The sequence below is a fragment of the Intrasporangium sp. DVR genome, assembly GCF_040365325.1.
Lineage (GTDB): Bacteria > Actinomycetota > Actinomycetes > Actinomycetales > Dermatophilaceae > Intrasporangium.
Map to the genome: position 1 here is coordinate 43,782 of NZ_BAABZW010000032.1, position 24,761 is coordinate 68,542.

21 protein-coding genes are annotated in these 24,761 nt (G+C 69.9%); 17 read left to right on the forward strand and 4 right to left on the reverse strand.

Going from position 1 to position 24,761, the window contains the following annotated elements; genetic code table 11:
- Position 1 precedes the first annotated feature (1 nt).
- The 4 genes from ABWV20_RS18570 to ABWV20_RS18585 all read left to right on the forward strand — a co-directional run bounded on the left by ABWV20_RS18570 (position 2) and on the right by ABWV20_RS18585 (position 4,448).
- Complete coding sequence (locus tag ABWV20_RS18570; protein ID WP_353357828.1) at positions 2-1,321, forward strand: 3-oxoacyl-ACP reductase; 1,320 nt, start codon at positions 2-4, stop codon at positions 1,319-1,321.
- Entirely contained in the window at positions 1,318-2,211 is an 894-nt protein-coding gene (locus ABWV20_RS18575; protein ID WP_353357830.1) for a MaoC family dehydratase, read from the forward strand. Before ABWV20_RS18570 ends, ABWV20_RS18575 begins: the two co-directional genes overlap by 4 nt.
- Positions 2,212-2,364: 153 nt before the next feature.
- Complete coding sequence (locus tag ABWV20_RS18580) at positions 2,365-3,348, forward strand: hypothetical protein (protein ID WP_353357832.1); 984 nt, start codon at positions 2,365-2,367, stop codon at positions 3,346-3,348.
- Positions 3,349-3,443: 95 nt separating this feature from the next.
- On the forward strand, positions 3,444-4,448 hold the full coding sequence (locus ABWV20_RS18585) for a zinc-dependent alcohol dehydrogenase family protein (protein ID WP_353357834.1): 1,005 nt from the start codon (positions 3,444-3,446) through the stop codon (positions 4,446-4,448).
- Here ABWV20_RS18585 and ABWV20_RS18590 read toward each other — a convergent pair.
- On the reverse strand, positions 4,434-4,928 hold the full coding sequence (locus ABWV20_RS18590; protein WP_353357836.1) for a hypothetical protein: 495 nt from the start codon (positions 4,926-4,928) through the stop codon (positions 4,434-4,436). The genes ABWV20_RS18585 and ABWV20_RS18590 overlap by 15 nt on opposite strands.
- A gap of 260 nt (positions 4,929-5,188) precedes the next feature.
- Here ABWV20_RS18590 and thrS point away from each other — a divergent pair, with 260 nt between their 5' ends.
- Both thrS and ABWV20_RS18600 read left to right on the forward strand, forming a co-directional pair.
- Complete coding sequence (gene thrS, locus ABWV20_RS18595; RefSeq protein WP_353357838.1) at positions 5,189-7,183, forward strand: threonine--tRNA ligase; 1,995 nt, start codon at positions 5,189-5,191, stop codon at positions 7,181-7,183.
- A 15-nt stretch (positions 7,184-7,198) separates the two neighbouring features.
- The gene (locus ABWV20_RS18600; protein ID WP_353357840.1) at positions 7,199-7,696 is read left to right on the forward strand and encodes a hypothetical protein; all 498 of its coding nucleotides are present in this window, start codon (positions 7,199-7,201) and stop codon (positions 7,694-7,696) included.
- On the opposite strand, the gene ABWV20_RS18605 is transcribed toward ABWV20_RS18600, so the two are convergent.
- From ABWV20_RS18605 to ABWV20_RS18615, 3 genes are all read right to left on the reverse strand, one after another.
- Positions 7,668-8,000 (reverse strand): helix-turn-helix domain-containing protein, encoded by a 333-nt coding sequence (locus tag ABWV20_RS18605; protein WP_353357842.1) that lies wholly within the window; start codon positions 7,998-8,000, stop codon positions 7,668-7,670. The two genes, ABWV20_RS18600 and ABWV20_RS18605, sit on opposite strands and share 29 nt — an antisense overlap.
- A 135-nt stretch (positions 8,001-8,135) precedes the next feature.
- On the reverse strand, positions 8,136-8,822 hold the full coding sequence (locus ABWV20_RS18610; protein WP_353357844.1) for a response regulator: 687 nt from the start codon (positions 8,820-8,822) through the stop codon (positions 8,136-8,138).
- Positions 8,819-10,618: a sensor histidine kinase gene (locus ABWV20_RS18615; protein ID WP_353357846.1), complete on the reverse strand. Its 1,800-nt coding sequence runs from the start codon at positions 10,616-10,618 to the stop codon at positions 8,819-8,821. The genes ABWV20_RS18610 and ABWV20_RS18615 overlap by 4 nt, the downstream gene beginning before the upstream one ends.
- A gap of 318 nt (positions 10,619-10,936) precedes the next feature.
- On the opposite strand from ABWV20_RS18615, the gene ABWV20_RS18620 reads away from it, so the two are divergent.
- The 11 genes from ABWV20_RS18620 (at position 10,937) to ABWV20_RS18670 (ending at position 24,733) form a co-directional block, all read left to right on the forward strand.
- On the forward strand, positions 10,937-11,908 hold the full coding sequence (locus tag ABWV20_RS18620; protein WP_353357848.1) for a tetratricopeptide repeat protein: 972 nt from the start codon (positions 10,937-10,939) through the stop codon (positions 11,906-11,908).
- A gap of 12 nt (positions 11,909-11,920) precedes the next feature.
- Positions 11,921-13,006: an SMP-30/gluconolactonase/LRE family protein gene (locus tag ABWV20_RS18625; RefSeq protein WP_353357850.1), complete on the forward strand. Its 1,086-nt coding sequence runs from the start codon at positions 11,921-11,923 to the stop codon at positions 13,004-13,006.
- A 163-nt stretch (positions 13,007-13,169) separates the two neighbouring features.
- Positions 13,170-14,342 (forward strand): cytochrome c3 family protein, encoded by a 1,173-nt coding sequence (locus tag ABWV20_RS18630; RefSeq protein WP_353357852.1) that lies wholly within the window; start codon positions 13,170-13,172, stop codon positions 14,340-14,342.
- 131 nt (positions 14,343-14,473) lie between these two features.
- Positions 14,474-16,852 (forward strand): cytochrome c3 family protein, encoded by a 2,379-nt coding sequence (locus ABWV20_RS18635; RefSeq protein WP_353357854.1) that lies wholly within the window; start codon positions 14,474-14,476, stop codon positions 16,850-16,852.
- Positions 16,853-17,140: 288 nt separating this feature from the next.
- Positions 17,141-18,010 (forward strand): tetratricopeptide repeat protein, encoded by an 870-nt coding sequence (locus ABWV20_RS18640; protein WP_353357856.1) that lies wholly within the window; start codon positions 17,141-17,143, stop codon positions 18,008-18,010.
- Between the two features lie 46 nt (positions 18,011-18,056).
- A complete protein-coding gene (locus ABWV20_RS18645; RefSeq protein WP_353357858.1) occupies positions 18,057-18,794 on the forward strand; it encodes a cytochrome c biogenesis CcdA family protein in 738 nt (245 codons plus the stop codon).
- 82 nt (positions 18,795-18,876) lie between these two features.
- Entirely contained in the window at positions 18,877-20,421 is a 1,545-nt protein-coding gene (locus ABWV20_RS18650) for a cytochrome c biogenesis ResB family protein (protein WP_353357860.1), read from the forward strand.
- Positions 20,422-20,454: 33 nt separating this feature from the next.
- Positions 20,455-21,384, forward strand: a complete 930-nt coding sequence (gene ccsB, locus ABWV20_RS18655) for a c-type cytochrome biogenesis protein CcsB (RefSeq protein ID WP_353357862.1) — start codon at positions 20,455-20,457, stop codon at positions 21,382-21,384.
- A 126-nt stretch (positions 21,385-21,510) separates the two neighbouring features.
- Positions 21,511-22,392: a peroxiredoxin family protein gene (locus tag ABWV20_RS18660; protein ID WP_353357864.1), complete on the forward strand. Its 882-nt coding sequence runs from the start codon at positions 21,511-21,513 to the stop codon at positions 22,390-22,392.
- Entirely contained in the window at positions 22,389-24,056 is a 1,668-nt protein-coding gene (locus tag ABWV20_RS18665; protein ID WP_353357866.1) for a cytochrome c3 family protein, read from the forward strand. The genes ABWV20_RS18660 and ABWV20_RS18665 overlap by 4 nt, the downstream gene beginning before the upstream one ends.
- Before the next feature lie 2 nt (positions 24,057-24,058).
- Positions 24,059-24,733 (forward strand): MerR family transcriptional regulator, encoded by a 675-nt coding sequence (locus ABWV20_RS18670; protein WP_353357868.1) that lies wholly within the window; start codon positions 24,059-24,061, stop codon positions 24,731-24,733.
- Positions 24,734-24,761 lie beyond the last annotated feature (28 nt).

The window sequence follows — 24,761 nt, forward strand, 5'->3', positions numbered from 1 at the left end:
GATGGCCGACCTCTTCAGCACGCTCATGACGTCGCCGCTCGCGAAGAAGGCCGGGGTCCCGCAGCCGACGAGACTGAGGCGCTACACACCCGGGGACCTCCTCGTCGAGGGGCCCGTGCTCGTCGCCGGAGGCGGGCGCTTCGAGAAGTCCCTGGTGGGCCGGCTGGAGCTCGCCGGCGTGTCCGTCGTGACCAGCCTCGACGAGGTGGACGGGCGTCTCGGCGGGCTCGTCCTCGACCTGTCCGCCGCGCTCGACCCGGGCGAGCTCGGCCAGCTGCACAACCTCGGCGTCCCGGCCGTCAAACGGCTGGACAAGAATTCGAGGGTCGTCGTCGTCGGCACGGATCCGAGCACCCTGACCGACGTCGCGGAGGTTGCCACGCAGCGCGCCCTCGAGGGCTTCGTGCGGTCCCTCGGCAAGGAGCTGCGGTTCGGGGCCACCGCGAACCACGTCCTGGCCCAGGGCCAGGCGGACGACGGGGTGGCATCGGCGGTGGTGTTCTTCCTCTCCGGCCGCTCGGCGTACGTCGACGGCCAGACGGTCCGGGTCAACGAGGCGTCGACGCAGCCGGTCGACGCCGGGACGCCTCTCGCGGGCAAGGTCGCCGTCGTGACCGGCGCGGCCCGCGGCATCGGTGCCGAGATCGCCGCGGTCCTCGCGCGCGACGGAGCCACCGTCGTCGCCGTCGACGTGCCGGCAGCGGGCGAGGCCCTCGCCCAGGTCGCCAACGAGGTGCGGGGCACCGCCCTGCAGCTCGACGTCACGTCCGAGGGGGCGGGTCGTCGGGTCCTCGAGCACGCGGTCGCTCGCCACGGCTCGATCGACATCGTCGTGCACAACGCCGGCATCCTGCGCGACAAGCTCTTCGTCAACATGTCCGAGGACAAGTGGGCCGCGGTGCTCGACGTGAACCTGCGCTCGATCGTCCGGATGAACGAGGCACTTCTCGGCGAAGGGGCCCTCGGCGAGGGCGGGCGCATCGTCTGCCTCTCCTCCATCGCGGGCATCGCGGGCAACCGCGGCCAGACCAACTACGCGACCAGCAAGGCCGGACTCATCGGCCTCGTCGACGCACTCTCGGCGCAGGTCCAGGACCGGGGGATCACGGTGAACGCGGTGGCTCCCGGCTTCATCGAGACGGCGATGACGAGGTCCGTCCCGTTCGCGACGAGGGAGATGGGTCGGCGGATGAACTCCCTCCAGCAGGGCGGTCTCCCGAGGGACGTGGCCGAGACGATCGCCTGGCTGGCCCAGCCCGGCGCGGCAGCCGTCACCGGCCAGGTGGTCCGCGTCTGCGGGCAGAGCCTGCTCGGCGCATGAGCGGCCCCAGCATGACCCGCGAGGTGCGCTTCGACCGGGCCCCCGACCTCCGGCGGATCTACGCCTCGGCGCTCGTCTCCGGCGGCCGCGCCACATCCGGCCCACTGCCCGAGGTCCGGGCGGTGCGCCGCGGCGTCCGCGTCGACCTCGACACCCTCGCCGACTATGCCCGCGTCTGCGGCTTCCCGGTGGGGTCCGCGCTGCCGCTCACCTATCCCCACGTGCTCGCCTTCCCGCTCCAGATGGCCCTGATGAGCGAGCGGGACTTTCCACTCGGGCTCGCCGGCGCCGTCCACCTGGCAAACGTCATCACGTCGACCCGGCCCATCGCGGTGGAGGAGTCCTTCGACCTCACCGTCCGGGCCGAGAACCTCCGGCCGCATCGTCGGGGCCGGCAGGTCGACCTCGTCTCGGAGGTGAGCGTGCAGGGCGAGGTCGTCTGGACGGGCGTGAGCACCTACCTGTCCAAGGAGAGCGACACGGGCACGAGGGATGAGGGCGCCGCGGGCGACGCATCCGAGCCGCCGTCGCTCGACGGGTTGGCGTCGGTGGAGGCCGGGCCGACGTGGCGACTCACCGAGGGCGTCGGACGCCGTTATGCCAGGGTCTCCGGCGACTGGAACCCAATCCACCTCCACGCGCTCACCGCTCGGCCACTCGGCTTCTCGACGGCCATCGCCCACGGGATGTACAGCTATGCCCGCGTGGTCGCGGCGCTCGGGCCGAGGATCCCGACCGCGGGAGTCACGAGCAGGGTGTGGTTCCGCAAGCCGCTGCGACTGCCCTCCACGGTGCGGCTTCGCACCGCCTTCGAGACCAACCGTGCGCTGTCGCTGGTGCACAGTGCCAATGGTGACCACGTGCACCTGATCGTCGAGCACTCCTGGTAGACAACCCATTCCGTATGCCGCTGAGCCGGTCCCGCTGTCCGAGCAGCAGGTGCCGGGCTCAGCCCCGCGACGGAGGGCCCGTCATCCGTGGGGATGACGACGTCGAGACGCGAGGACGATGCGTCGAGATCGCGACTCGATGAGGCTGGAGCCATGACCAGCGCATCCGTCACCACGCCCCGGAAGCCCAGCCCTGAGCGGACCGGTTCCGACCGGGTCGGAGTCGTCCGCCGACGCCTCGCCGTCGCGACGGTCACGGTCTGCCTGCCCTACACGCTCCTCAAGGCCTTGTGGGTGTCCGGAGTCTCGGTGGGCGCATCTGCCGAGGGCTTCACCGACACCACCCGAGCCGCCAACCTGGTCACGGGTGGGATGGATCTCGTGGCGATGATCCTGGCGATCGCCTTCGTCGCGCCGTGGGGGCGTCGGCTGCCGGCCTTCCTCGTCGCCTTCCCCCTCTGGATCGGCAGCGGCCTGCTGGCGCCGGTTGCCGTCGGCTTCCTCGTCGGCACCCCACTGCAGCTCGCCACCGGTGGTGGCAACCCGTTCACCGGGGACGACGTCCTGAGCCCCTGGGTCTTCGGCCTGGTGTACTCCGGGTTCGTCCTGCAGGCAGTCCTGCTCGTGCCGGGCTTCCTGCTCTACGCGCGGACCCGGTGGCCGGTGGCGACCGGCGGTGGCCGTGTGGCGGACGGGGAGGGCGACACCGGTCCGTTGCAGCGGATCCTCGGCTCGTTCCTCGTTGTCGCGGCGATGGCCTTCGCCGGGGTGCAGCTCTCCGGGGCCGTGCAGAGCGGTGGCTCGTCGGCGGGCCCCAGCCTCCCACAGCGGACGCTCTTCACCGCGTCCGCCCTCGCGGCCGTGGCGGCCGCCGTGGGGACCACCGGCCTGGTCCGGGGCAAGCGGCTCACCCGGGCGCGGCTCGCGACGGTCTGGCTCGGCTCGGGGGTCATCTTCACGACGGCCCTCAGCGAGACGTTGCGCAACGTCTCGACCGAGCCGGGTCACTGGGCCGCTCCGGGGGCCGGCCCGGGGGAGCGGACCACGGTCCTCCTCATCCTCCTCATGTCGCTGGGGGGAGCGATCGGCGGTGCGCTTCGCCTCGTCGAGGAGGAGCGAGCCCACCCCACGTCGTAGGGCGCGCGCCCACCCGGCCGTGGCGATCACTCGACAGACGGCCCGCGGCGCGTGAGCCTTGGCTCATGGTCGATGGTCAGCATCTTCCCGATTCGATGTCTGCCTGGGAGACGGTGGGCCTCCCCGGCCGGATCAGGCGCGTCGAGCGTCCAGTGCCCCTGCCGGCCAGGGGCGAGGCACTGGTGCAGGTGGAGGCCTGCGGTGTGTGCCGCACCGACCTGCACGTCACCGAGGGAGACCTGCCAACGCACCGGCCGCACGTCGTCCCCGGTCACGAGGCCGTCGGACGCGTCGTCGGCCGCGGCCCGGCCACCTCGCGGTTGGCCCTCGGCGACCGGGTCGGGATCGCCTGGCTCCGCAGCACGTGCGGCGCCTGTCGGTGGTGCCGATCCGGGCGGGAGAACCTCTGCCCGACAGCCAGGTTCACCGGCTGGGACGAGGACGGCGGCTACGCCGACTTCCTCACGGTGCCGGAGGCGTACGCCTACCGCATCCCCCCGGAGATCACGGCTGAGCAGGCGGCGCCGCTCCTCTGTGCCGGGATCATCGGCTACCGAGCCCTCCGGAGAGCGAACGTGCCTGCCGGCGGGCGCCTCGGCATCTACGGCTTCGGGGCGAGCGCCCACCTGACGGCCCAGCTCGCGCTCGCCCAGGGGACGGAAGTGCACGTCCTCACCCGGGGTGAGGACGCTCGTCAGCTGGCGCTGGAGCTGGGGGCTGCCTCTGCGGGACCGGCGGACGCTCTGCCTCCCGTGCCGCTCGACGCCTCGATCCTCTTCGCGCCCGCTGGGCACCTGGTCCCCGTGGCGCTCGCGGGCCTGCAGCAGGGCGGCACCCTGGCCCTCGCGGGAATCCATGTCAGCGACATCCCGGGCCTGGACTACCAGGCCCACCTGTTTCGCGAGCGGACCATCACCTCGGTCACGGCCAACACCCGCCAGGACGGCGAGGAGCTGCTGGCCCTCGCCGCCCGGCTCGGTATCCGCTCGACCGTCACGACCTACGGCTTCGCCGCCGCGGACCGGGCCCTCGACGACCTCGCCGAGGGCAGGTTCGCGGGGGTTGCCGTCCTCACGAGGGAGGGGTCAGCACCGCAGTGACGTCATGCCCTGTGCGGACTCGGAGCCGAGTCGGGAGAGCTTGCCCCATCCTCGGGTGCACAGGTTCACGGTGCGGACCGGCTTGGACCAGGTCAGGCGCTGGCGGTTGGCGCCGATGACGTAGCCGCGGGTCTCGTCCTCTCCCTTGACGGCGATGCCGACCTGGGCTCGGTACCCGAAGCCGCGCACGTGGTACTGCTGCCAGACGTAGGTCGACGCGACGTTCATCCACGCCCAGCCCCTGGCGTCCCGGCAGTAGCCGAGGTACTGGCGCACGGTGAAGGCGGCCATCCCCTTGTCCCAGACGACCTTCTTCGTGCCGATCTGGTGGATCGACGTGGTCCGGCACGGTGTGCCCGAGATGGTCGTCGTGTGCGACGACGTCGTCGCAGGTGCGGCGGCGGCCGGTGCCGCGGTGAGGACCCCGCCGGCGAGCAGGGCCGCGGAGGCGGCGAGCGTCCCGGTGCGAAGTGCATTCATGTCAGGTAACCCCCTGGTTTCCGTTGACGGGCTCGATGGACTGGTGTGTGGAGGTGGGTCGGTCGACCCGGAGCCCGTGCACTCAGGACGCGGCTTCAGGGCAGAAGGTTGCCCGGATGGACCGGCGATCTCGGGTCCGCTGGGCAGGTATGGTTTCGCGGCGCACCCGGGGCAGTCGATACCCTTGAGGCTCGGCCGCGCGCAGCGGTCGCGAACTCGCACCGGCCGCAGGGCCGGGCCCCACTGAAGGAGCACCCTCCGTGTCTGCACAGATCAGCGTCACCGTCGCCGGGAGCGAGCGATCGGTCGCGGAGCAGACGACGGCGGGTGACCTCTTCGAGCAGATCGGCGCCGGGGGTCGGGACGTCGTCGTCGCCCGCGTCAACGGCGAGCTGCGAGACCTCTTCCACGTGCTCTCGGACGGCGACGTCGTCGAGCCGGTGACCGTCGACAGCGAGGACGGGCTCGCCGTCCTGCGGCACTCCACCGCCCACGTGCTCGCCCAGGCCGTCCAGTCCACCCTGCCGGACGCCAAGCTCGGGATCGGCCCGCCCATCCGCGACGGCTTCTACTACGACTTCGACGTCGACACCCCCTTCCACCCCGATGACCTCAAGGCCCTCGAGAAGGCCATGCAGAAGATCATCAACGAGGGCCAGACCTTCGAGCGGCGCGTCGTCTCCGACGCCGACGCGCTGACAGAGCTCGCGCACGAGCCCTACAAGTGCGAGCTCGTCGGCCTCAAGGGCGGCGCCGGCGAGGCAGCCGAAGGCGCGAGCGTCGAGGTCGGCGCCGGCGAGCTGACGATCTACGACAACATCCGCCGCGACGGCACCCGCGCCTGGGGCGACCTCTGCCGCGGCCCGCACATCCCCAACACCAAGCTCATCGGCAACGCCTTCAAGCTGATGCGCTCGGCCGCTGCCTACTGGCGCGGCTCCGAGAAGAACCCGCAGCTCCAGCGGATCTACGGCACGGCGTGGCCGACCAAGGACGAGCTGAAGGCCTATCTCGACCGGCTTGCCGAGGCCGAGCGACGCGATCACCGCAAGCTCGGGGCTGAGCTCGACCTCTACAGCTTTCCTGACGAGCTCGGCTCCGGCCTGCCCGTCTTCCACCCCAAGGGCGGGGTCATCAAGCGCGAGATGGAGGACTACGTCCGCCGGCGGCACATCGAGGAAGGCTTCGACTACGTCGGGACGCCCCACATCACCAAGGACGGGCTCTTCCACACGTCCGGCCACCTGCCGTACTACGCCGACACGATGTTCCCCCCGATGGAGCTCGAGGGTGCGAAGTACCAGCTCAAGGCGATGAACTGCCCGATGCACAACCTCATCTACCAGTCGCGCGGGCGGTCCTACCGTGAGCTGCCGCTCCGGTTCTTCGAGTTCGGCTCGGTCTACCGCTACGAGAAGTCGGGCGTCGTCCACGGCCTGACCCGGGTGCGGGGGATGACCCAGGACGACTCGCACTCGTACGTCACCCCGGAGCAGGCGCCCGACGAGATCAAGCACCTGCTCGACTTCGTCCTGTCGCTGCTTCGCGACTTCGGACTCGACGACTTCTACCTCGAGCTGTCGACCCGGGACACCGAGGGGGAGAAGTCTGCGAAGTTCATCGGCTCGGACGAGCAGTGGGAGGTCGCGACGAAGGTCCTCGAGGACGTGGCGAAGGCATCCGGCCTCGAGCTCGTCGCCGACCCGGGCGGCGCCGCGTTCTACGGCCCGAAGATCTCCGTCCAGGCCCGCGACGCCATCGGCCGCACCTGGCAGATGTCGACGATCCAGTACGACTTCAACCAGCCCGAGCGGTTCGGCCTGGAGTACCAGGCGGCCGACGGGACGCGGCAGCAGCCGGTCATGATCCACTCGGCGAAGTTCGGCTCGATAGAGCGGTTCCTCGGCGTGCTCGTCGAGCACTACGCCGGGGCGTTCCCCGTCTGGCTCTCACCGGTCCAGGTCATGGGCGTGCCCGTCGCCGAGGAGTACGCCGCCTACCTCGGCGGGGTGCTCGACCGGCTGCGCCGCAAGGGCGTCCGGGTCGAGCTCGATGCGAGCGACGACCGCTTCCCGAAGAAGATCCGCAACGCCTCCAAGTCGAAGGTGCCCTTCGTGCTGATCGCGGGGGAGGACGACCGGGCCGCCGACGCGGTGTCGTTCCGCTACCGAGACGGGTCACAGAAGAACGGCGTGCCGATCGACGACGCATTGGCCGAGATCCTCGGGGCGATCGAGTCCCGGGCCCAGGTCTAGGGGACGGGGGATTCCATGGACGTCGAGGTCGTGGCCCGCGTGCTGGACCGGATCGGCGGCGGGCGCAAGGCCCGCTTGCGCGTGCCGCCCGAGCACACCGAGCACCCAGAGAGCCGCCGCATCCTCGCCGATGTCGCGATGGGGATCACGGCCGCCTTCTCCCTCGATGTCGCGGCTGTGCTCCTCGCTGTCGTGCGCACCGAGATGGGCGCGTCGCTGAGCTGGATCGTCTGGACCCGCCTGGTGATGATCTCGTTGCTCACGGCATCGCTCTACTACTTCGTCTGGCGGGCGCAACGGGGCTGGTGGTGGGCCTACTCGAGGCTGCGCCTCTTCTCGGTCATCTTCCCCGTCGTCGCAGTGGCGAGCTGCTTCATACCCGGGCTCTACCCGACGTGGATGATCGTCGAGCAGGTCGTGCTGGCCGTGATCCTGCTCGTCGTCGCGACGCTGCTCAACTCGCGGCACCTGCGGGCCGCGTACGTCAAGCCATCGCCTCCGGCTGGGGCTTGACCGGGAGGGCAGCGAGGATCGCCTCGAAGCGCATCGTCTCGGTCGGGAACCCCCGGCCGATCGACCTGGTCGCGTCGACGACGCGCGAGGAGGGGCTCAACATCATGACCCGGTCGAGGCAGGCGGGGTCCGGGCTCTCGATGACGACGACGTCCGGGTGTGCCCGCAGGGCGAGGACGACCGCGTGGTCGTTGTGGGCGGCGGCGACGAGCGCCTGGACACCCATCATCTGCAACCGAGCAGCCAGACCCTCGCCGAGGAGCTCGTGCTCGCAGATGACGAGCACCGACGTCTCGTGCTCCACCCTGTCACCCTCCTCCGCGGATCCAGCCGTTCCGCGTTCAGGCTAGGTGCGGCGAGGGAGGTGGAACCATCCGGCTCTGGTTACAGGAACGGCACGGGTCGGCCTATACCCGGGTGCGGCGAACGGGCCTGGCCGTCAACGGCCGGCGGGCTCGCCGCCGGGGGCGCCCAGCCCCTGCCGGATCACGTAGGCGGCCGCCTGGATCCGGTTGTCCATGTGGAGCTTCTCCAGGGCGTTGTGGACGTGGTTCTTGACCGTGCCCTCGGTGATGACCAGACGCTTGGCGATCTCCTTGTTGCTCAGCCCCTCCGCCACGAGCCGCAGGATCTCGAGCTCGCGACGCGTCACCGACTGCTCGGTCCTGGCGGCGGGTGAGGTCACGCGCGGTTTGCCACCCTGACGGATCTCGCGCAGCAGGCGACCGGCGACACCGGGGGAGATCGGCGTCTCGTTGCGCATCACCGAACGGACCATGTCGTAGAGCTGCTCCGGGCGAAGGTCCTTGAGCAGGTAGCCGTGCGCGCCGTTGCGCAGGGCCTCGAGCACGTGGTCCTCGACGTCGGAGACGGTCAGCATGATGACCTTGACGTCCATGACCTGCTCGCGGATGAGCCGCACCGCCTCGACGCCGTTCATGACCGGCATCTCGACATCGAGGATGACGAGGTCGGGGCGCAGGGCCCTCGCCTGCTCGACCCCGGCGAGGCCGTTCTCGGCCTCACCGACGACCTCCATGTCCGGCTGGCGTGCCAGCAGGGCCGCGATGGCGCCGCGGAAAAGGGGCTGGTCGTCGACGAGCAGGATGCGGGTCGGCTCGCTCACCGTGCGCTCCCGACGGCGCGAGGGGCGAACGGGCGCTCGGGCACCGTCACCATGATGCGGGTGCCGCGACCGAGGACGGAGTCGATGTCGACCGTGCCGCCCAGCAGCGCCGCGCGGTCCCGCATGGTGAACAGGCCGTAGCCGTCCTGGGCGCTGGCCGTCTGGCCCGGGTCGAAGCCCACCCCGTCGTCCTCGATGGCGAAGCTCGTCGACGTGTCGGTGCCGTTGACGCTCACGGTGACCGAGGACGCATGGGCGTGCTTGCGCACGTTGGTCAGCGCCTCCTGCACGACGCGGATGAGGTGGACCTCGGCCCTCGGCGAGAGGCTGACCTCGTGCCCGACCTCGTTGATCAGGGTGGCGGCGATGCCGGACTGGGAGGAGTACTTCGTGAGATAGGCCCGGAGGTTGTCCTCGAGACTGCGCTCGGCGTGCTGGTGGGAGTCGCGCAGACCCAGGATCGTCTCGCGGACGTCACGGTACGACTCGGCGCAGACCTCGGCCAGCGAGTCGATCTCCTCGGCGACCTGGTCCTTGGGCAGGCTGGCGTAGGTGGCTCCGAGCGCCCGGAGGCGCAGGTGCACGGCGCCGAGCACCTGGGCCAGACTGTCGTGCATCTCCCGGGCGATCCGGGTGCGCTCGTTGAGGATCGCCCGCTGCCGGGACAGCTCCCGCATCTGGGCGCCGGTGAGGGCGATGCCGACCAGGCTCGCCAGCGTGGACAGGAACCCGCGGTCGCGCTCGGAGAAGGCCGAGCCGGCGACGCGCGCCACGGTGATCTCGCCGAGCGGCCCGGCCGGTCCGGTCACGACCTTGCTCGCCCTGTGGAGCGGGGCAGCCTCCTTCGGGCGCCCGTTGCTGCCGCGGTTGCTCGTCCTCGCCTCCACAGGCGCCCCACAGGCCATCACGGCAGTGCCGTCGGGGCGCAGGGTGGGGGCTTCCGGGCCGGCCTCGAACCGCACCGAGCTGGCGGTCTCGGGATTGAGCGTGATGGCGGCGCCGTCCGCGTGCAGGCGGACCATGGCGTGCCGAGCGACGGCATCGAGCACGGGGGTCGTCGGGTCCTGGTTGGAGACCCTCAGCAGGATGTCGTAGAGCGCATGTCCCTCGATCTTGCGCCGGTTGAGGTCCGCGACGGCCTCCGCGAGCTGGATCGCACAGGCCACCTGGGTGGTCAGGCTCGACAGGGCCGTGCTCCCGACCCGCTCGGCCGGGTCGACCCCGTCGGGGTACCAGATCGCCAGGCGCCCGACGGTGACCGCCCCGTGGGTGAGCGGCACATCGAGGGTGGGGTGGTCGGACGACTCGAGCTCGCGGGTCGCCGCAAGGGTGTAGGTCGAGGTCTCGGAGTCTGCCGCGCCCGGCGTGTCGAAGATCCGGATCCTCGCCTGCGCCGCGCCGGCCGTCCGGACGATCGCGTCGAGGGTGCCGTCGATGATGCTCGACACGGTCGACTGGCCCTGGATGGCGCCGGCCACAGCGTTGGCGGTGGTGAGGTCGCGGTTCTGGCTGACGATCTGCCGCTCGGAGTCGTCGATGAGGCGGAACATGAAGAGGGCGAATACGACGATGCCGCCGATGACGAGCAGGACCATCGCCACGTGCCAGGTCTCCATGAGCCCCGGCGACCAGTAGCCACGCGACTCGAGGACATACCGGGCCAGCTCGAGGATGACCGCCCCGGCCACGGGCAGGACGATGCCGATCAGCCGGAGCCGTCGGCTCACGAGCGGGGTGCGCGGCTGCGGTGCGGGCGGGCCGTCGGAGACGGGCTCCCCGGTGGGGGAGTGGATCACGGCACTCGGGCTGTCGGCGTGCCCCGCTGTGGTGGCGTACTTGCTGGTGATCGACCTGCTCCTTCGCCGGACCGGCTGACTGATGCGTCAAGGAGAGTGTAGGGCGATCCGGCGGCCCGGAATCGCGCTGGGAGCGAAACGTGACGGGATCCATGGGTTTGAGCGGATAGGGACGAGACCTGCCGGTCCCTCTATCCGATCTCTACCCTGCGGCGGATAGGCCCCGAGGCCGGGCGCGAACACGATGAACACGGAGGATTTCGCCTCCGAGCGGCAGGCATGCCGGCAGAACCGCCACAAAGGACGGGTGAGGTACCAGTGGCACATGCACGAAGCGAGCACCGACTCGCGGTCGGGTCGTCCGACCGGATGTTGACCCTGTTCCTGCGGCTGGGGGTGGCGGTGCTCGTCGTCGGGCTCGCTGCCGTGGGATTCCTCTACTACAAGGACCAGTACGTCACCCCGACCCCGTCGATGCTGCAGCAGCAGATCAACCTGACCGAGGCGGCCGTCCGCAAGAGCCCGAACAACGTCGATGCCCGCCTGCACCTCGGCCTCGTCTACCAGCAGGCCAAGCGCTACGAGGACGCCCTCGCCCAGTTCGAGCAGGTGCTCAAGGTGGCACCCGACAGCAAGGACGCCCTCGTGGCCAAGGGCTACGCCCTCCTCGAGAAGGGCGACCTGGAGGCAGCCAAGGCGCCGCTGACCAAGGTCATCAAGGCCACCCGCAAGGGAGAGTTCGCCAACTCGGACTCGCTCCTTGGCGCGGCCTACTACTACCTGGGCGTCATCGCCATCAAGCAGCAGAAGCCCGAGGTCGCGATCGAGCAGCTGAGCCACTCCCTCAACATCGCTCCCACGGACTCGGACGCGATGTACCAGATCGGCCTGGCCCAGCTGCAGCAGGGCAAGCCGGCCAAGGCGGTCGCCACCTTCAAGAACGCGCTCCGCTTCGTCCCCACCGGCTGGTGCGAGCCTCACCAGCAGATGCAGACCGCCTACACGACGATGAAGAAGCCAGAGCTTGCCTCCTCGGCGTCCGCCATGGCCGTCTTCTGCGCCGGTCGGGTCGACGAGGCCAAGGCCCAGCTCACAACGCTGGCCAAGGGCCCAGCCGCGGTCGAGGCGATGCTCGGGCTCGGTCTCATCGCGGAGAGCCAGAGCGACCCCAAGACAGCCATCGGGTGGTATCAGAAGGCCCTCGCCAAGGACCCGAAGAACGTGGCGGCCATGTCGTCGCTCGCGTCCCTGGGTGTGACGCCCGGCGAGAAGCCCATGGCGAAGAAGTGAGGACACCCCGACATGAGTGATATCCAGACCCGCCCGGCGCCCGCGTCGGACGACGCCCTCCTCGAGGAGCTCGACGACCTGGGTGGCCCCCCGGCCACGCCCCCGACAGTGGTCGCCGACCCCAACCGCAGGCGGCGGCGCAAGATCATCGCCTGGCTGCTCGTCGTGGCCCTGGTGCTCTTCGGCGGCCTCGCCGCCTGGTACCTGATGAACCGCAAGCCGCTGACTGAGCTGCCTGGCCTCCAGACCGCAAAGGTCCCCACCTACAAGACGGCCTTCTACGGAGTCGAGAAGCCCCTCGGAGTCGCCGTGTCTCCCGACGGGTCCCAGATCTACGTGACCCAGTCCGGCACCAAGGCCGCCACGTTCGTCTACGACCGGGATGGCGCCAAGCTCGGCGAGCTCAATCCGCCGGCCTCCGACAAGGGCTACCACGTGCCGGTCTACGTGGCGGTCCACCCGACGACCGGTGACGTCTACGTCGGCGACCGCGCCGCGGGCAAGGTCTACGTCTACGACGGGGCCGGCACCTACCGGTCGACCTTCACGCCCAAGGACAAGAAGCTGACCTTCTCCCCGCTCGGGATCGGCGTGTCCGCGGACGGCACGCTCTATGTCGCCGACGCCGCCAGCTCCGAGCCGAAGGACCACCGGATCCTCGTCCTCAGCCAGGACGGAACCCTGGTCAAGACGCTCGGCAAGGGCGAGCTCAACTACCCGAACGCCATCGTGCCGGGCCCGCAGGGTCAGATCTACGTCTCAGACAGCAACAACGGCCGGGTCGTCGTCTTCGACACCAGCGGAGCGATGACCCCGCTGATCTCTCGCGGGATCGGCGACGGAGACCTCGGCCTGCCCCGCGGGCTGGCCCTCGACGACCAGGGCCGGCTGTTCGTCGTCGACACGACCGACCAGCAGGTGCGCGTCTTCACGGCCGCGGCCAAGCCGACCGACCACCCGACCTATGTCGGATCCTTCGGCGACCAGGGCCGCGAGGACGCCACCTTCCTCTTCCCGAACGGCGTCGCGACCGACACTCGCGGGAGGGTCTACGTCGCCGACCGGGAGAACAATCGGATCCAGGTGTGGGGCTACTGATGCCCCGTGTACTTCACGCACCGGACCCCCATAGGAGTGGCCTGACGGAGGCGCGCCGGCACTACGGCGAGGCGGACGGTCTGGTTCACGTCACAACACAACTGAATACACAAATTCACAGCTCAGATTGGACTCAACGATCATGAGAACTGAACGAGAAGTGATGCGGAGGCTCGTCCTTGTGGCGGCCGCCTCCGCCGCGCTGTTCATGGGGGCCTCGCCGGCGCAAGCCGACAACGGTCCGCACGTCTCCACCGCCACGACCACTGCAACGACCGGCGTCAAGATCAGCGACGCCGGACAAGGGCGATGTGCCTCCTGTCACCGTGCCCACACGGCCAAGTCGGCGTACCTGCTCAACGCGGCGGATGAGGAGAGCCTCTGCTTCAGCTGCCATGGCGGCAGCGGCACCGGCGCAACTACGGACGTCCAGAACGGTGTCGGCTACGACGCCACGTCCACGGCCACGTACCCGGACGGCACCACGCTGTCCGTCGTCCGCGGTTCCCAGGTCGGAGCCCTCCGCGGTGGTGGCTTCGACAAGGCAATGATCGGCTCCGACAAGGCGACGAAGGAGATCTACTTCAACACGTCGCGGAGCTCGTGGAGCTCAAGGAATGGCCTGATCCCACCGGCCGCTGCTCCGGCGGCGACCACGTCGAGCCACTTCGGTGGCGTCGGCATCATGTGGGGCAATGGCGCTCTATCCGGCACGGTCAACGTGGGCAAGGACATGTCCACGACCACGACGACCAAGCTCGAGTGCTCGTCCTGCCACGACCCGCACGGGAACAAGCAGTACCGGATCCTCAAGCCGGTACCGAGCGACTCCGGCTTCGTGGCCAAGATCGGGACGAACACGCAGGCCGGGATCTTCATCAAGGACACGGCCAACAAGGTCTACACGACGACCAACTACTGGACCGCCGGTGACCCTGCAGCCGTGGCTGACACGGGAACGACCACGATCCTCGGTGGCACGTCCACCACGGACCCGACTCCCGTGGCGAAGACCATCTCCGCCAGCGTGAGCTCCTTCCAGGCCAACGTCGCCGCGTGGTGCACCACGTGCCACACGCGCTACCTCGCCCCCTCGGGCTCGTGGGGGAAGAGCTCGGGTGACTCGGTGTTCACCTACCGGCACACCGGTGACAACGTCAGCGGCGACGCTGCGGCCAACCGGAACTGCATCCAGTGCCACGTTGCGCACGGCTCCAACGCGCAGATGGCAGCCAACTCCGCAGTGGAGTACCCGGGCGGCACCACGAAGAGCAACGACAGCCGGCTCCTCCGAGTCGACGATCGCGGCACCTGCGTGATGTGCCACAACGTCTGATCCGGCCCAGCTGAGACACAACAGCCGAGTCTGACCAGATCACCGTGAGGCTGCGGGTGGCTTCTCACCCAGGTCGCCCGCAGCCCCACACCCCCAATCCCCACTCTCCGAGGCCCGGAGGACAGGCACCGATGACAGGCAACCGGATCACCCCACCGCGCCGAATGCGGCCCGGTGGGTGGCCCGCGGCCGTCGCCACGGTGCCCCTCCTCGCCCTCGCCCTCACCGCGACGCCGGCGGTGGGCCTCGCAGCCGAGGACCTGCCCACCCCCACCGCGACCACCACGACGACCGGGCCCTCGTCCACCCCGACGAGCTCGACGACCGAGACACCCACGCAGACGCCGACCGCGGAACCGTCACCGACGACGTCCGTGACAGCCACCGGGACGACCACCCCGGCCCAAGCCGGAGCGGCCCCCGAGTCAGTCCCCGAGTCAGCCCCGGTCGCGGCCAGTGATCCGGCGATCCAGTCTGCCGCCACGTCGACAGAGCTGCTCGCGCTCCCGGTCCCGGGTCTGAGCGGCGGACCGAGCGCCCTCGCGCTGGTGGGCGACCCCGGCGCGACCCCGCGCTACCTGCCGGAAGGTGCGTCAGCGGCGGACCTCATCCCCTTCCAGTCCCTCCGTCTCGTCGCCGCGCTGCGCAACGGTGGGACCGACGCCGTGACGGTGACCCCCCGGCTGGAGTTCCGGGTCGCCGGCAGCGGCGACTTCCAGGTCGTTCCCGAGGCCGCGACGCCGGGTGTGCCGATCCACTCCGCCGAGGAGTGGGTCGCCACCGAGACCGGCTCCGCCCCGGCGCCGGGATCGAGCCCGATCCCGGCCGACTCGCTGCACGTGACGATCCCCGACGGCCTCACGGCCGTGGCTGGTCAGCGCTCCAGCGGGGTCAACCCGGTCAACCCCTACGTCCTCCCGCCGGGCACCGCCACCGTGCAGGAGTTCACCGTCGCGCTGTCGATCGACGCCGCCTACGGGACGAGCTACGAGCTGCGCGTCACGGACGACGGGGCAGTGGTCCCCCTGCTCGAGCCGGCGACCGTCACCGTCGGAGCTGCCCCGGCGACCCTCGCCAGCCCGGGCCAGCACGACGGCGAGCTGGTGCCCGGGCTCCCGGAGACCAGAGTCACCGGTTACGCCCTCGTCGGGGCGCCCGAGGCGGACGCGACGAAGACGAGCTATCCCCTGTACTCCGCCCTCGCCGGCCCCGACGTGGCGACGGACGCGGTCGTCACCGTTGGCCCCAACGGGCCGGGCACGATCCACGATCCTGGAGGCTCCACGACGAGCGGCCAGTGCGGCGTGTGCCACCAGACGCACTCGGCGGCCTCACAGAACCTCGTGAAGAAGCAGTCCGAGACCGACCAGTGCTACACGTGCCATGCCGGCGGAACCGGTGGTGCCGACGTCCAGGCCCAATACACGCTGGGACAGCCGGCGAACGACCCCACGACTCGCTCCTACTGGTCGCACGACACCACTGACCCGGGCGACCACACCCTCGACTCCGCGAACGAGTTCGAGGGCACGCTGACCCGCCACAGTCAGTGCAGCGACTGCCACGACCCCCACGGCGCGACGACGACCAAGTCGGTCATGACCGCGACCGGCTGGACCGCGCCGGGCGGCTTCACCAAGATCTCCGGGGTCGCCGTGACGAACGGGGCGGCGGGCACCGCACCCTCCTACACGTGGCTCGACGGCATGGTCCAGCCCGTGACGGCCGAGTACCAGCTCTGCTTCAAGTGCCACTCCGGCTACACGACGCTCCCCGAGGACGTGCCGGGCAAGCCGTCGCAGAGCTTCACCGACCTCGCCGTCGACTTCAACCCGGCCAACGCCTCCTACCACCCGATCGAGGCCCCCGGCCGCAACCAGACCCAGAAGCTCGCCGACAGCCTCGCCGGCCCCTCGCCGTACAAGCTGTGGAACTTCACGACGAACGACACCGTCCGGTGCGTCAGCTGCCACGCGAGCAACACGACCGGCACCTCCGCTGACCCGGCGCAGAACGGCCCGGACGCCACGCTGACCGTGCACGCCTCGACGAACCGCGGCATCCTCATCCGGCCCTACGAGAACCGCGTCCTGTCCAAGGCCGGTCAGTTCTACGACGCCAAGGGCTTCGCCCTCTGCCTCGCCTGCCACATGGAGACGCCTTACATGAACCGGCTCCGGCCGGCCGCTGCCGAAGGCACGAACTTCGTCTTCCACGGTCTGCACGTCTCCGGCATGACGACCAAGGGCAGCGGCGGGCTCGACATCGACACCCCGGGTGCCGGGCAGGGCAACGCGCGGTGCGCGGAGTGCCACTTCAGCAGCCATGGCACGACCCAGCTGCCGGCCGGCCAGACGGTCGCGGGGGACCGGCTCATCGGCTTCTCGCCGAACGTCCTGCCGAGCAAGGCGATGGGAGGAGTCCCGACCTTCAGGAAGACGGCTACCGGCGGCACCTGCACCCTGACCTGCCACGGCAAGGACCACCAGGGCGCCACCTACAGCAACTGATGGCCCTCTCGTTCCCACCCCGCCCACCACGCCACGTCGATGACCCCGGAAGCGAGCCCAGCGGCATACGGCGTGGTCTCCCGGAGCCCGCGTGTGAGCCAGGTCTCCGTGGCCAGGGGGCGCATCCGGACGGGGCATGGACGGGCATGGACGGGCATGGACGGGCATGGACCGGATCTCTATCCGACATGTGCCTTGCGGCGGATAGTTCAGCAAATCGCTCAAAAGCACACTGGATTCACCAACCTTCACCACCGACGAATGTCTTCTGACCCAGGAGTGAGACCCATGTCCCGAGCCAAGGGCGCCACCGCCACCACGAGCGCGACGCGCGTCAAGTCCGACCTCCTGGCCCGGCTCGGGCTCGACGCGGCGGCGGACGACCAAGAGGTGGAGGCCACCCACGAACAGATCGTCGAGTACCTCGAGGGGGCCCCCGACGACATCCGCGGGTGGGCCGACCGCCGGCAGCAGGAGATCGACCGCGTCTTCGCCCTGCTGACCGGCCCCGAGTCCGAGCTGCGGGCCCTCGCCCGTCCGAGCGGGACGAACGCGGCGGCCGAGACCACCGGCCCGAACCGGACCAACCGGATGCTCGTCGGCATCATCGCCGTCCTCGTCACCATCGGCGTCGTCCTCGGCGTCTACTGGATGGGCAAGCCCCAGGTCCCCGAGATGACCACCGCCCAGGACACCACCCAGACGCAGACGGCCGCAGCCGTCGACCCCGCCAAGCTCGCCGAGCTGACCAAGAAGGTCGAGGCGAACCCGAAGGACATCGCCTCCCTCCAGGGCATCGCCGACCTGTACTTCGGCGCCAACGACTGGGCCAACGCGAAGGCCTTCTCGCAGAAGGCGCTCGACGTCGACCCGAAGAACGCCCAGGCGCTCATCAGCCTCGGCGCAGCCGCCTACAACTCCGGCGACAACGCCACCGCTGAGAAGACGTGGAAGGCCGGCATCGCAGCCCACCCGGACAACGCCGAGCTGCACTACGACCTCGGCTTCCTCTACATGACGACCGGTCGCTCCGACCTCATGCAGTCCGAGTGGAAGAAGGTCGTCGACATCGACCCGAACAGCGAGCTCGCCAAGACCGTCCAGTCCCAGGTCGGCGCCGTGACCACGCCGTCCGGCCAGCCCACCACCACCAAGTAACCGACCAGCCACCCAGCGGACGACGCGGACCACGGAGCAGAGCGACATGAACGGCAACATCACCCTCGCAGTGGCGTTCGTCGCAGGCATCGTCTCCTTCGCCTCGCCGTGCTGCCTGCCGATGGTGCCCGCCTACGTCAGCTACATCGTCGGCGGCACCGGGGCCGAGATGCAGCCCACCCGGCGCACCACCCTCCAGCAGGCCGTGGCCTTCGTCATCGGCTTCACCGTCGTCTTCGTCGCCCTCTGGGCCTCCATCGGGCTCGTCGGCTACCTGCTCCGCGACCAGGTCGACGTGCTCCGCAAGGTCGGGGGAGTGGTGCTCATCCTGATGGGCCTGCACGTCGCGGGCCTCATCTCCCTCCCCCTCCTCACCCGGCAGAGCGGGCTGTCGATGGGCAGCCTGCTCCGCCGGCGGCCCGACGGCACCGTTGAGCACCAGAGCCCGCACGTCGGCCGGTCGGTCCTCTTCGGGGTCGTCTTCGCCGCCGGCTGGACACCCTGCGTCGGCCCGATCCTCAGCGGCATCATCGGCCTCGCCTCGCTCCGCTCGAGCGTCGGTGAGGGAGCTGCGCTCCTCGTCGCGTATGCCGTCGGGCTCGGTCTGCCCTTCATCTTCGTCGCGCTCGGGGTGAGCGCCCTCGGCAACCGCCTCAACTGGTTCGTCCGACACGAGGCCGCCGTGTCGATGGTCACCGGCTCGATGCTCGTCATCGTCGGCTTCCTGATGATGACCAACCTCTTCGTCCGACTCTCCCAGTACGTCCCCGGGTTCACGATATGAGCCGCCTCGGCCCGCAGCCCGCCTCCACCACGACCTGCAGCACCACCCGCCACCACCACCGCCAGCTGAAAGAGGCATCGAGATGACCACCAGCGTCAGGAACCGCCAGGAGGCCAGCTCGCGCGTCGCGACGCGCGTCACGGCCCACGTGCCTGGCCACGTCGACAGCATCGACGACGACCTCGGGCACGTCGAGCACGGCGTCGACGTCCTCGACGGCCTCCAGAAGCAGGACGAGCACCACCCGCACCACCGCACCCAGCACCCGCTCAAGCGCGTCTGGCTGTTCCTCATCTCGATGCGTACGGGTCTCTGGATCATCCTGCTCCTCGGGATCCTCACCCTCTTCGGCACCCTTCTCATGCAGGCGACGCCCGAAGCCCGCGCAGACGAGCAGACCTACGCCCAATGGCTCGCCGGCGCCCCCTCGGAGCGCTACGGCGGCTGGGTCGGGATCCTCGACAAGCTCGGGCTCTTCCACGTGTTCTCGACGTGGTACTTCCAGGGCCTCTTCGTCCTGCTGAGCATGAGCATCCTCGCCTGCTCCATCAACCGCGCTCCCAAGCTGTGGCGGGTCGCCACCCACCCGCGCACGTCGATGCGGGAGGTCTTCTTCACCCACGCTCCGCTCCGCGCCACGATCGACCTGCCCGGTGACGTTGACACCGCGACCCAGCGAGTGCGAGACGCCCTGCACAGCAAGCACTTCCGCGTCCTCGACGGCACCGCGACGAGCGGGTCGGACGTCTACGGCGACCGGTTCCGCTGGGGCCCCTTCGGCACCGTCGTCGCCCACCTCAGCATCATCGTCGTCATGCTCGGCTTCGTCGTGTCGGCGACGACCGGCTTCAAGGACACCGACTTCATCGCGCCCGTCGGGGTCGACGTACCGGTCGGCCACGGCACCGGCCTGACCGCCAAGGCGCTCTCCTTCACCGACACCTACTACGAGAGCGGCCAGCCCAAGGACTACGTCTCGGACGTCGTCCTCACCAAGGACGGCAAGCAGGTCGCCCGCCAGGAGGTGCGCGTCAACACCCCGCTCATCTACGAGGGCGTCTGGTTCCACCAGGCCTTCTTCGGGATCGGCGTCGACGTCACCGTCAAGGAGCAGGGCAAGGAGATCTTCCGCCAGATGGTCCCGCTCAAGTGGCAGTCGAACGACGGCCAGCAGAGCATCGGCCAGTTCGAGATCCCCGGCAAGGGCGTCAGTGTCTACGTCATCCAGGCCGCCTCCGGCCAGGTCCTCAAGGAGCTCCCCGCCGGCACCGCGCAGTTCGAGGTGCACAAGGACGGCGTGGAGAACCCGCTCGGCTGGCCCGTCATCGACCAGGGCGACTCCGCCGACGTCGACGGCCTCACCTACACCTTCGAGCGCAACCGCCCCTACACCGGCCTCACCGTCAAGCAGGACAAGGGGTCCTGGCTCGTCTGGCTCGGCTCGGCCCTGCTCATCCTCGGCAGCTACCTCGTCTTCTTCATGCCGCACCGCAGGATCTGGGCCCGCGTCCGGTCCAACGGCGACGGCACGAGCCGCGTCATGATCGGCGCGCCGCTCAAGCGGGACCCCGCCTTCGAGCCGGTGTTCAAGAACATCGTCTCCACCATCAAGACCTCCGACGCCTGAGTCGACCACCACCACCACCAAGGAGCCACGGAGATGCTCACCTACTCACAGTTCGCGTTCGTCGCAGCGCTCATCACCGCTGTCCTCGCGACCTTCGCCTACTTCTGGGCCATGGCCGCCGGACACCGGGCCGTGTCGCAGGCTGCACCCCGACGCCAGCGAGTGCTCGTCGGCGAGGCCGGCGACGACCTGCTCGACGACCTCGACGGCCCCGGGACTGCGCCCGCCGCGCCCGCCTACTCCACCATGTCGGCCGCCACGCTGGCCCGCATCGGCACCCGCCTCACCTGGCTCGCCATCGCCTTCCTCACGGCCTGCCTCGCGATGCGGATGGCCGCCACGGGCAACGGCCCCTTCGTGACGCAGTACGAGTTCGCGACCTCGATGGCCTGGGGCATCCTCGTCTCCTACGCGTACTTCGAGTGGAAGTACCGCGCGCGGACGCTGGCGCTCTTCGTCATGCCGCTTGCGGTCGTGGCGCTCGCCTACGCCGGCACGCAGCCGACCGAGATCGACCCGCTCGTCCCTGCCCTGCAGAACAGCCTGCTCCTGACGCTCCACATCATCGTCGCGGTGTTCGCCTACGGCGCCTTCGCCGTGAGCTTCGCGGCCGCGGCCCTCGACCTGTGGACCCCGCAGAAGTGGCGTCACCTCATCCCCAAGCCGGAGGTCCTCGACCGGCTCGGCTACCGCGCCGTCGTCATCGCCTTCCCGCTCGACACGATGGTCCTCGTCCTCGGCGCCGTCTGGGCCGAGATCGCCTGGGGCAGCTACTGGAGCTGGGACCCGAAGGAGACGGCCTCGCTCGTCACGTGGCTCATCTACGGCGGCTACCTGCACGCTCGCGTCGCTCGTGGCTGGACCGGCAAGCGCGCGGCGTGGCTGCTCGTCATCGGCTTCGCCAGCGTCGTGCTGACCTTCGTCGGCAACGCCTTCTTCGGCGGCCTGCACAGCTACGCCTGACCTCCTCCGCCCGCGAGCCGCGCCACCCTCCAGGCGCAACGCAGCCAGCGAACAGTGGACAGCGAACACTGACAGCGAACACTGACAGCGAACACTGAAAGCGAACACTGAAAGGAAGCGATCGAGATGTCCGATCGGGCTCTCCGGGACACATCCGCCAAGCGGGTCCCAGAGGACGAGTTCCTCGAGGAGGTCGACCTGGTCGGCCGTGAGTACGACGAGGACTTCGACGTGGAGGACATCCTCGAGGCCGAGCTGAACGGGGAGGAGGACCGCGCGGACGGGGAACCGGCGTCGAGTGTGGTGGCCACGCCGGCTCCCCGTCCCGTGCCACCAGCGGGAGCGGTCGACGGGCTCGCCGAGCCCGAGACCCGGCCGGATGCCGCTGGGCCCGGTTCCGGGGGCCGACGTGGCCTTCGCGAGCGGATCCGGTCGAGCCGGTACGGCACGCTCGTCGTGCTCCTCGTCACCGCGGGCCTGGTGGCCGGCGGGATGTGGCTCGTCGACGGTAGGAGTCCCGGCGGCGAGACGCTGCCCAACGGGGCGACCGCCGTGAGCATTCCCGGCAAGTCGACCGTCCCGCCGCCGAAGGTCGGGTCACCGGCTCAGGACTTCACGGTCACGACGATCGACGGCGACCAGGTCTCCCTGAGCGACTACAAGGGCAAGGCGGTCTGGGTCGTCTTCGGCGCCAGCTGGTGCGCCCCGTGCCAGGCCGAGGTGCCGGACATCGAGGCGGCGTACCGGAAGTTCGCGCCGAAGGGTCTGGAGATCCTCGGCATCAACATCACCGAGGACACGCAGACGGTGCGGGACTACGCGAAGCGGGTGGGCATCACCTTCCCCGTCGCGGCGGACCCCGAGTCGGCGGTCGCGGACGCGTACCGGGTGTCGGCGATCCCGGCTCACTTCTTCATCGACAAGGACGGCGTCCTCAAGCAGATCTGGCAGGGGAGCGTCTCCGAGACCAGCATCGAGGCCTCGCTGAAAGGACTGGTGACGCCATGACCGGACCCGCGAGCGGGCCCGCCAACGAGCACAGCGACGGTCCGGTGCACGGACAAGGTCGGGGAGACCCGCCGCACACCGTGGACACCGACGCCGAGCCCGCACTTGCGGGCTCGGCTGAGGCCGCTTCTGCGCCACCCGAAGGGTTCTGGGCCCGCTGGCGACGGAGGTTGCGTCGCCTCGTGCCGATCCCCAAGACCCCCCTCGGCGTCCTCGCCCTCGTCGGCGGCGTCCTCGTCATCGGCGCGATCGGCACCCTGGGCGGGGTCGAGGTCGTGCACTACTCCGAGGGCGCGAGCTTCTGCACGACGTGCCACACCATGGAGCCCCAGAAGAAGGCCTACGAGGCGGGGGTGCACCAGGACGTCGCGTGCGGCGAGTGCCACGTCGAGCCGGGGGTGCTGGGGTTCGTCAAGGCCAAGCTCGCCGGGACGCGCGAGCTCTATGCGCTGGTCACCAACACCTACCCGACACCGATCCCCGCGATCGAGCACGACGCGCTGCCGACCACGGAGCAGACCTGCGAGAAGTGCCACCCGCTCTCGCAGATCGCCAAGGACGGACAGCCCACCAAGCTGATCACCCGGGCGAGCTTCTCCCGCGACGAGAAGAACACCCGGAACGACCTCGCGGTCCTCATCCGGCCGGCCCAGGCGGGCACCGCCGAGGAGGTGTCGATGCACTGGCACGTCCTCCAGGACGTCACCTACACGTCCACCGACGAGCACCAGCAGACGATCGACTCGGTCGAGTTCCGGGACTCCAGGACCGGCCAGCTCGTCCAGTACATCGCCGAGGGCGCCGTGCGGCAGTCCTCCAACGCGGACGCCGACATCGCCCGACTCAAGGCGACCGGGTCCACGCGGGCGATGGACTGCCTCGCCTGCCACAACCGCGTCGGGCACGACATCCCGTCCGTGGACAAGGCGGTCGACCAGGCCATGGCCAGCGGTGCCATCAGCCCGACGCTGCCGTACATCAAGCGCAACGCGATCACCCTGCTCAACCGCAAGTACACCACTGACGAGGACGGCGAGGCTGCGATCGGCAACCTGGCCCAGCTCTACGCCGCGGACTACCCGGCAGTGGCGAAGGACAAGGCCAAGGAGATCGCGGCGGCGAGCAAGGCCATCGCCGGGATCTACGAGCTCGTCGTCACCTCCGAGATGAACACCCGCGGCGGCACCTACGCCGACAACCTCGGGCACCAGAGCTCCCCCGGGTGCTTCCGGTGCCACGACGGAGCGCACTACAAGGTCGTCGAGGGGCAGGTCACCAAGGAGACGATCCCCTCCACGTGCAACACCTGCCACACCTTCCCACAGGGGACGGCGACCCCGGCCAGCGTCCCGATCGGGAAGCGGCCGGCCGACCACGTCGACCCACTGTTCGTCTTCAGCCACCGCAACGTCGCCGGTGGGGTCAAACCGGCGGCGGAGACCTGCGGTGCCTGCCACGAGGCCTCGTACTGCGAGGACTGCCACGACAGTGGCGCCGTCAAGGTGGACCACTACGGGATGCTCTACAACCACGCGCAGTCGGTCGTGAAGGCCGGGAGCAAGAACGCCTGTGCGGTGTGCCATCAGCCGGCGTACTGCTCGCAGTGCCACAAGGACCCCGTCCTCGTGCAGTCCAACGCGAAGCTGAGCAAGGGAAGTGGGTAGCGATGAGCACTCCACGCCATCACACGGTCGAGGACCACGAGGTCTGGCTCGGCGTCCAGGAGGCGAGCGACATGCTCGGGGTCTCCCCGGCGACGCTCCGCAGGTGGAGCGCGGCGGGCAAGGTCCGGGCGTTCACCACACCCGGGGGGCACCGGCGCTACGCGGAGACCACGATCCGGCAGCTGCTCGGTCGGGCGGCCGGGACGGATTCCTCGGGGTCCGCGTGGGGTGAGTCGGTCGACCGGTCCGCCTGGCTGCTCCACGAGCAGCTCGCGCCGGTGTGCGGCGGCCTGTCGTGGATCCAGCGGACCACACCGGACGAGCGGCAGATCCTCGGTCTGGCCGGGCGATCCATGGTGCACGGGCTCCTCGGCTACGTCGACGGGCGCTCCGACCCCGAGTCCGAGGCGGCGATCCGGCCGGCGATCGAGGCTGCCGCCCTGCACGGACGAATCGCGGCGCGCCACCACGGCGACCTCGGCGAGACGCTCGAGACCTTCCATCGGATCCGCGGGGCGGTGGTCGACGACCTCGCTGCGCGCGCCTGCCTGGCCGGGCTGGACACGCCTCGCGCGACACGGCTGATGGCTCGGGCCAACGACGGCGTCGACCGACTCATCGTCGCTCTCGTGGACGCACACGCAGCTGCGCCGAGACCCGTCGCCCGCTCCTCCTGACCGGCCCCGAACGAGCCGAGACCGCTCA

Excerpts from the sequence above, each read along its gene's own strand:
- ABWV20_RS18645 (WP_353357858.1), top strand. The coding sequence starts at position 18,057 with ATGAACGGCAACATCACCCTCGCAGTGGCGTTCGTCGCAGGCATCGTC.
- ABWV20_RS18670 (WP_353357868.1), top strand. The coding sequence starts at position 24,059 with ATGAGCACTCCACGCCATCACACGGTCGAGGACCACGAGGTCTGGCTC.
- ABWV20_RS18585 (WP_353357834.1), top strand. The coding sequence starts at position 3,444 with ATGTCTGCCTGGGAGACGGTGGGCCTCCCCGGCCGGATCAGGCGCGTC.
- ABWV20_RS18580 (WP_353357832.1), top strand. The coding sequence starts at position 2,365 with ATGACCAGCGCATCCGTCACCACGCCCCGGAAGCCCAGCCCTGAGCGG.
- ccsB (WP_353357862.1), top strand. The coding sequence starts at position 20,455 with ATGCTCACCTACTCACAGTTCGCGTTCGTCGCAGCGCTCATCACCGCT.
- ABWV20_RS18600 (WP_353357840.1), top strand. The coding sequence starts at position 7,199 with ATGGACGTCGAGGTCGTGGCCCGCGTGCTGGACCGGATCGGCGGCGGG.
- ABWV20_RS18665 (WP_353357866.1), top strand. The coding sequence starts at position 22,389 with ATGACCGGACCCGCGAGCGGGCCCGCCAACGAGCACAGCGACGGTCCG.
- ABWV20_RS18660 (WP_353357864.1), top strand. The coding sequence starts at position 21,511 with ATGTCCGATCGGGCTCTCCGGGACACATCCGCCAAGCGGGTCCCAGAG.
- ABWV20_RS18570 (WP_353357828.1), top strand. The coding sequence starts at position 2 with ATGGCCGACCTCTTCAGCACGCTCATGACGTCGCCGCTCGCGAAGAAG.
- ABWV20_RS18575 (WP_353357830.1), top strand. The coding sequence starts at position 1,318 with ATGAGCGGCCCCAGCATGACCCGCGAGGTGCGCTTCGACCGGGCCCCC.
- ABWV20_RS18635 (WP_353357854.1), top strand. The coding sequence starts at position 14,474 with ATGACAGGCAACCGGATCACCCCACCGCGCCGAATGCGGCCCGGTGGG.
- ABWV20_RS18650 (WP_353357860.1), top strand. The coding sequence starts at position 18,877 with ATGACCACCAGCGTCAGGAACCGCCAGGAGGCCAGCTCGCGCGTCGCG.
- ABWV20_RS18630 (WP_353357852.1), top strand. The coding sequence starts at position 13,170 with ATGCGGAGGCTCGTCCTTGTGGCGGCCGCCTCCGCCGCGCTGTTCATG.
- ABWV20_RS18590 (WP_353357836.1), bottom strand. The coding sequence starts at position 4,928 with ATGAATGCACTTCGCACCGGGACGCTCGCCGCCTCCGCGGCCCTGCTC.
- ABWV20_RS18625 (WP_353357850.1), top strand. The coding sequence starts at position 11,921 with ATGAGTGATATCCAGACCCGCCCGGCGCCCGCGTCGGACGACGCCCTC.
- ABWV20_RS18640 (WP_353357856.1), top strand. The coding sequence starts at position 17,141 with ATGTCCCGAGCCAAGGGCGCCACCGCCACCACGAGCGCGACGCGCGTC.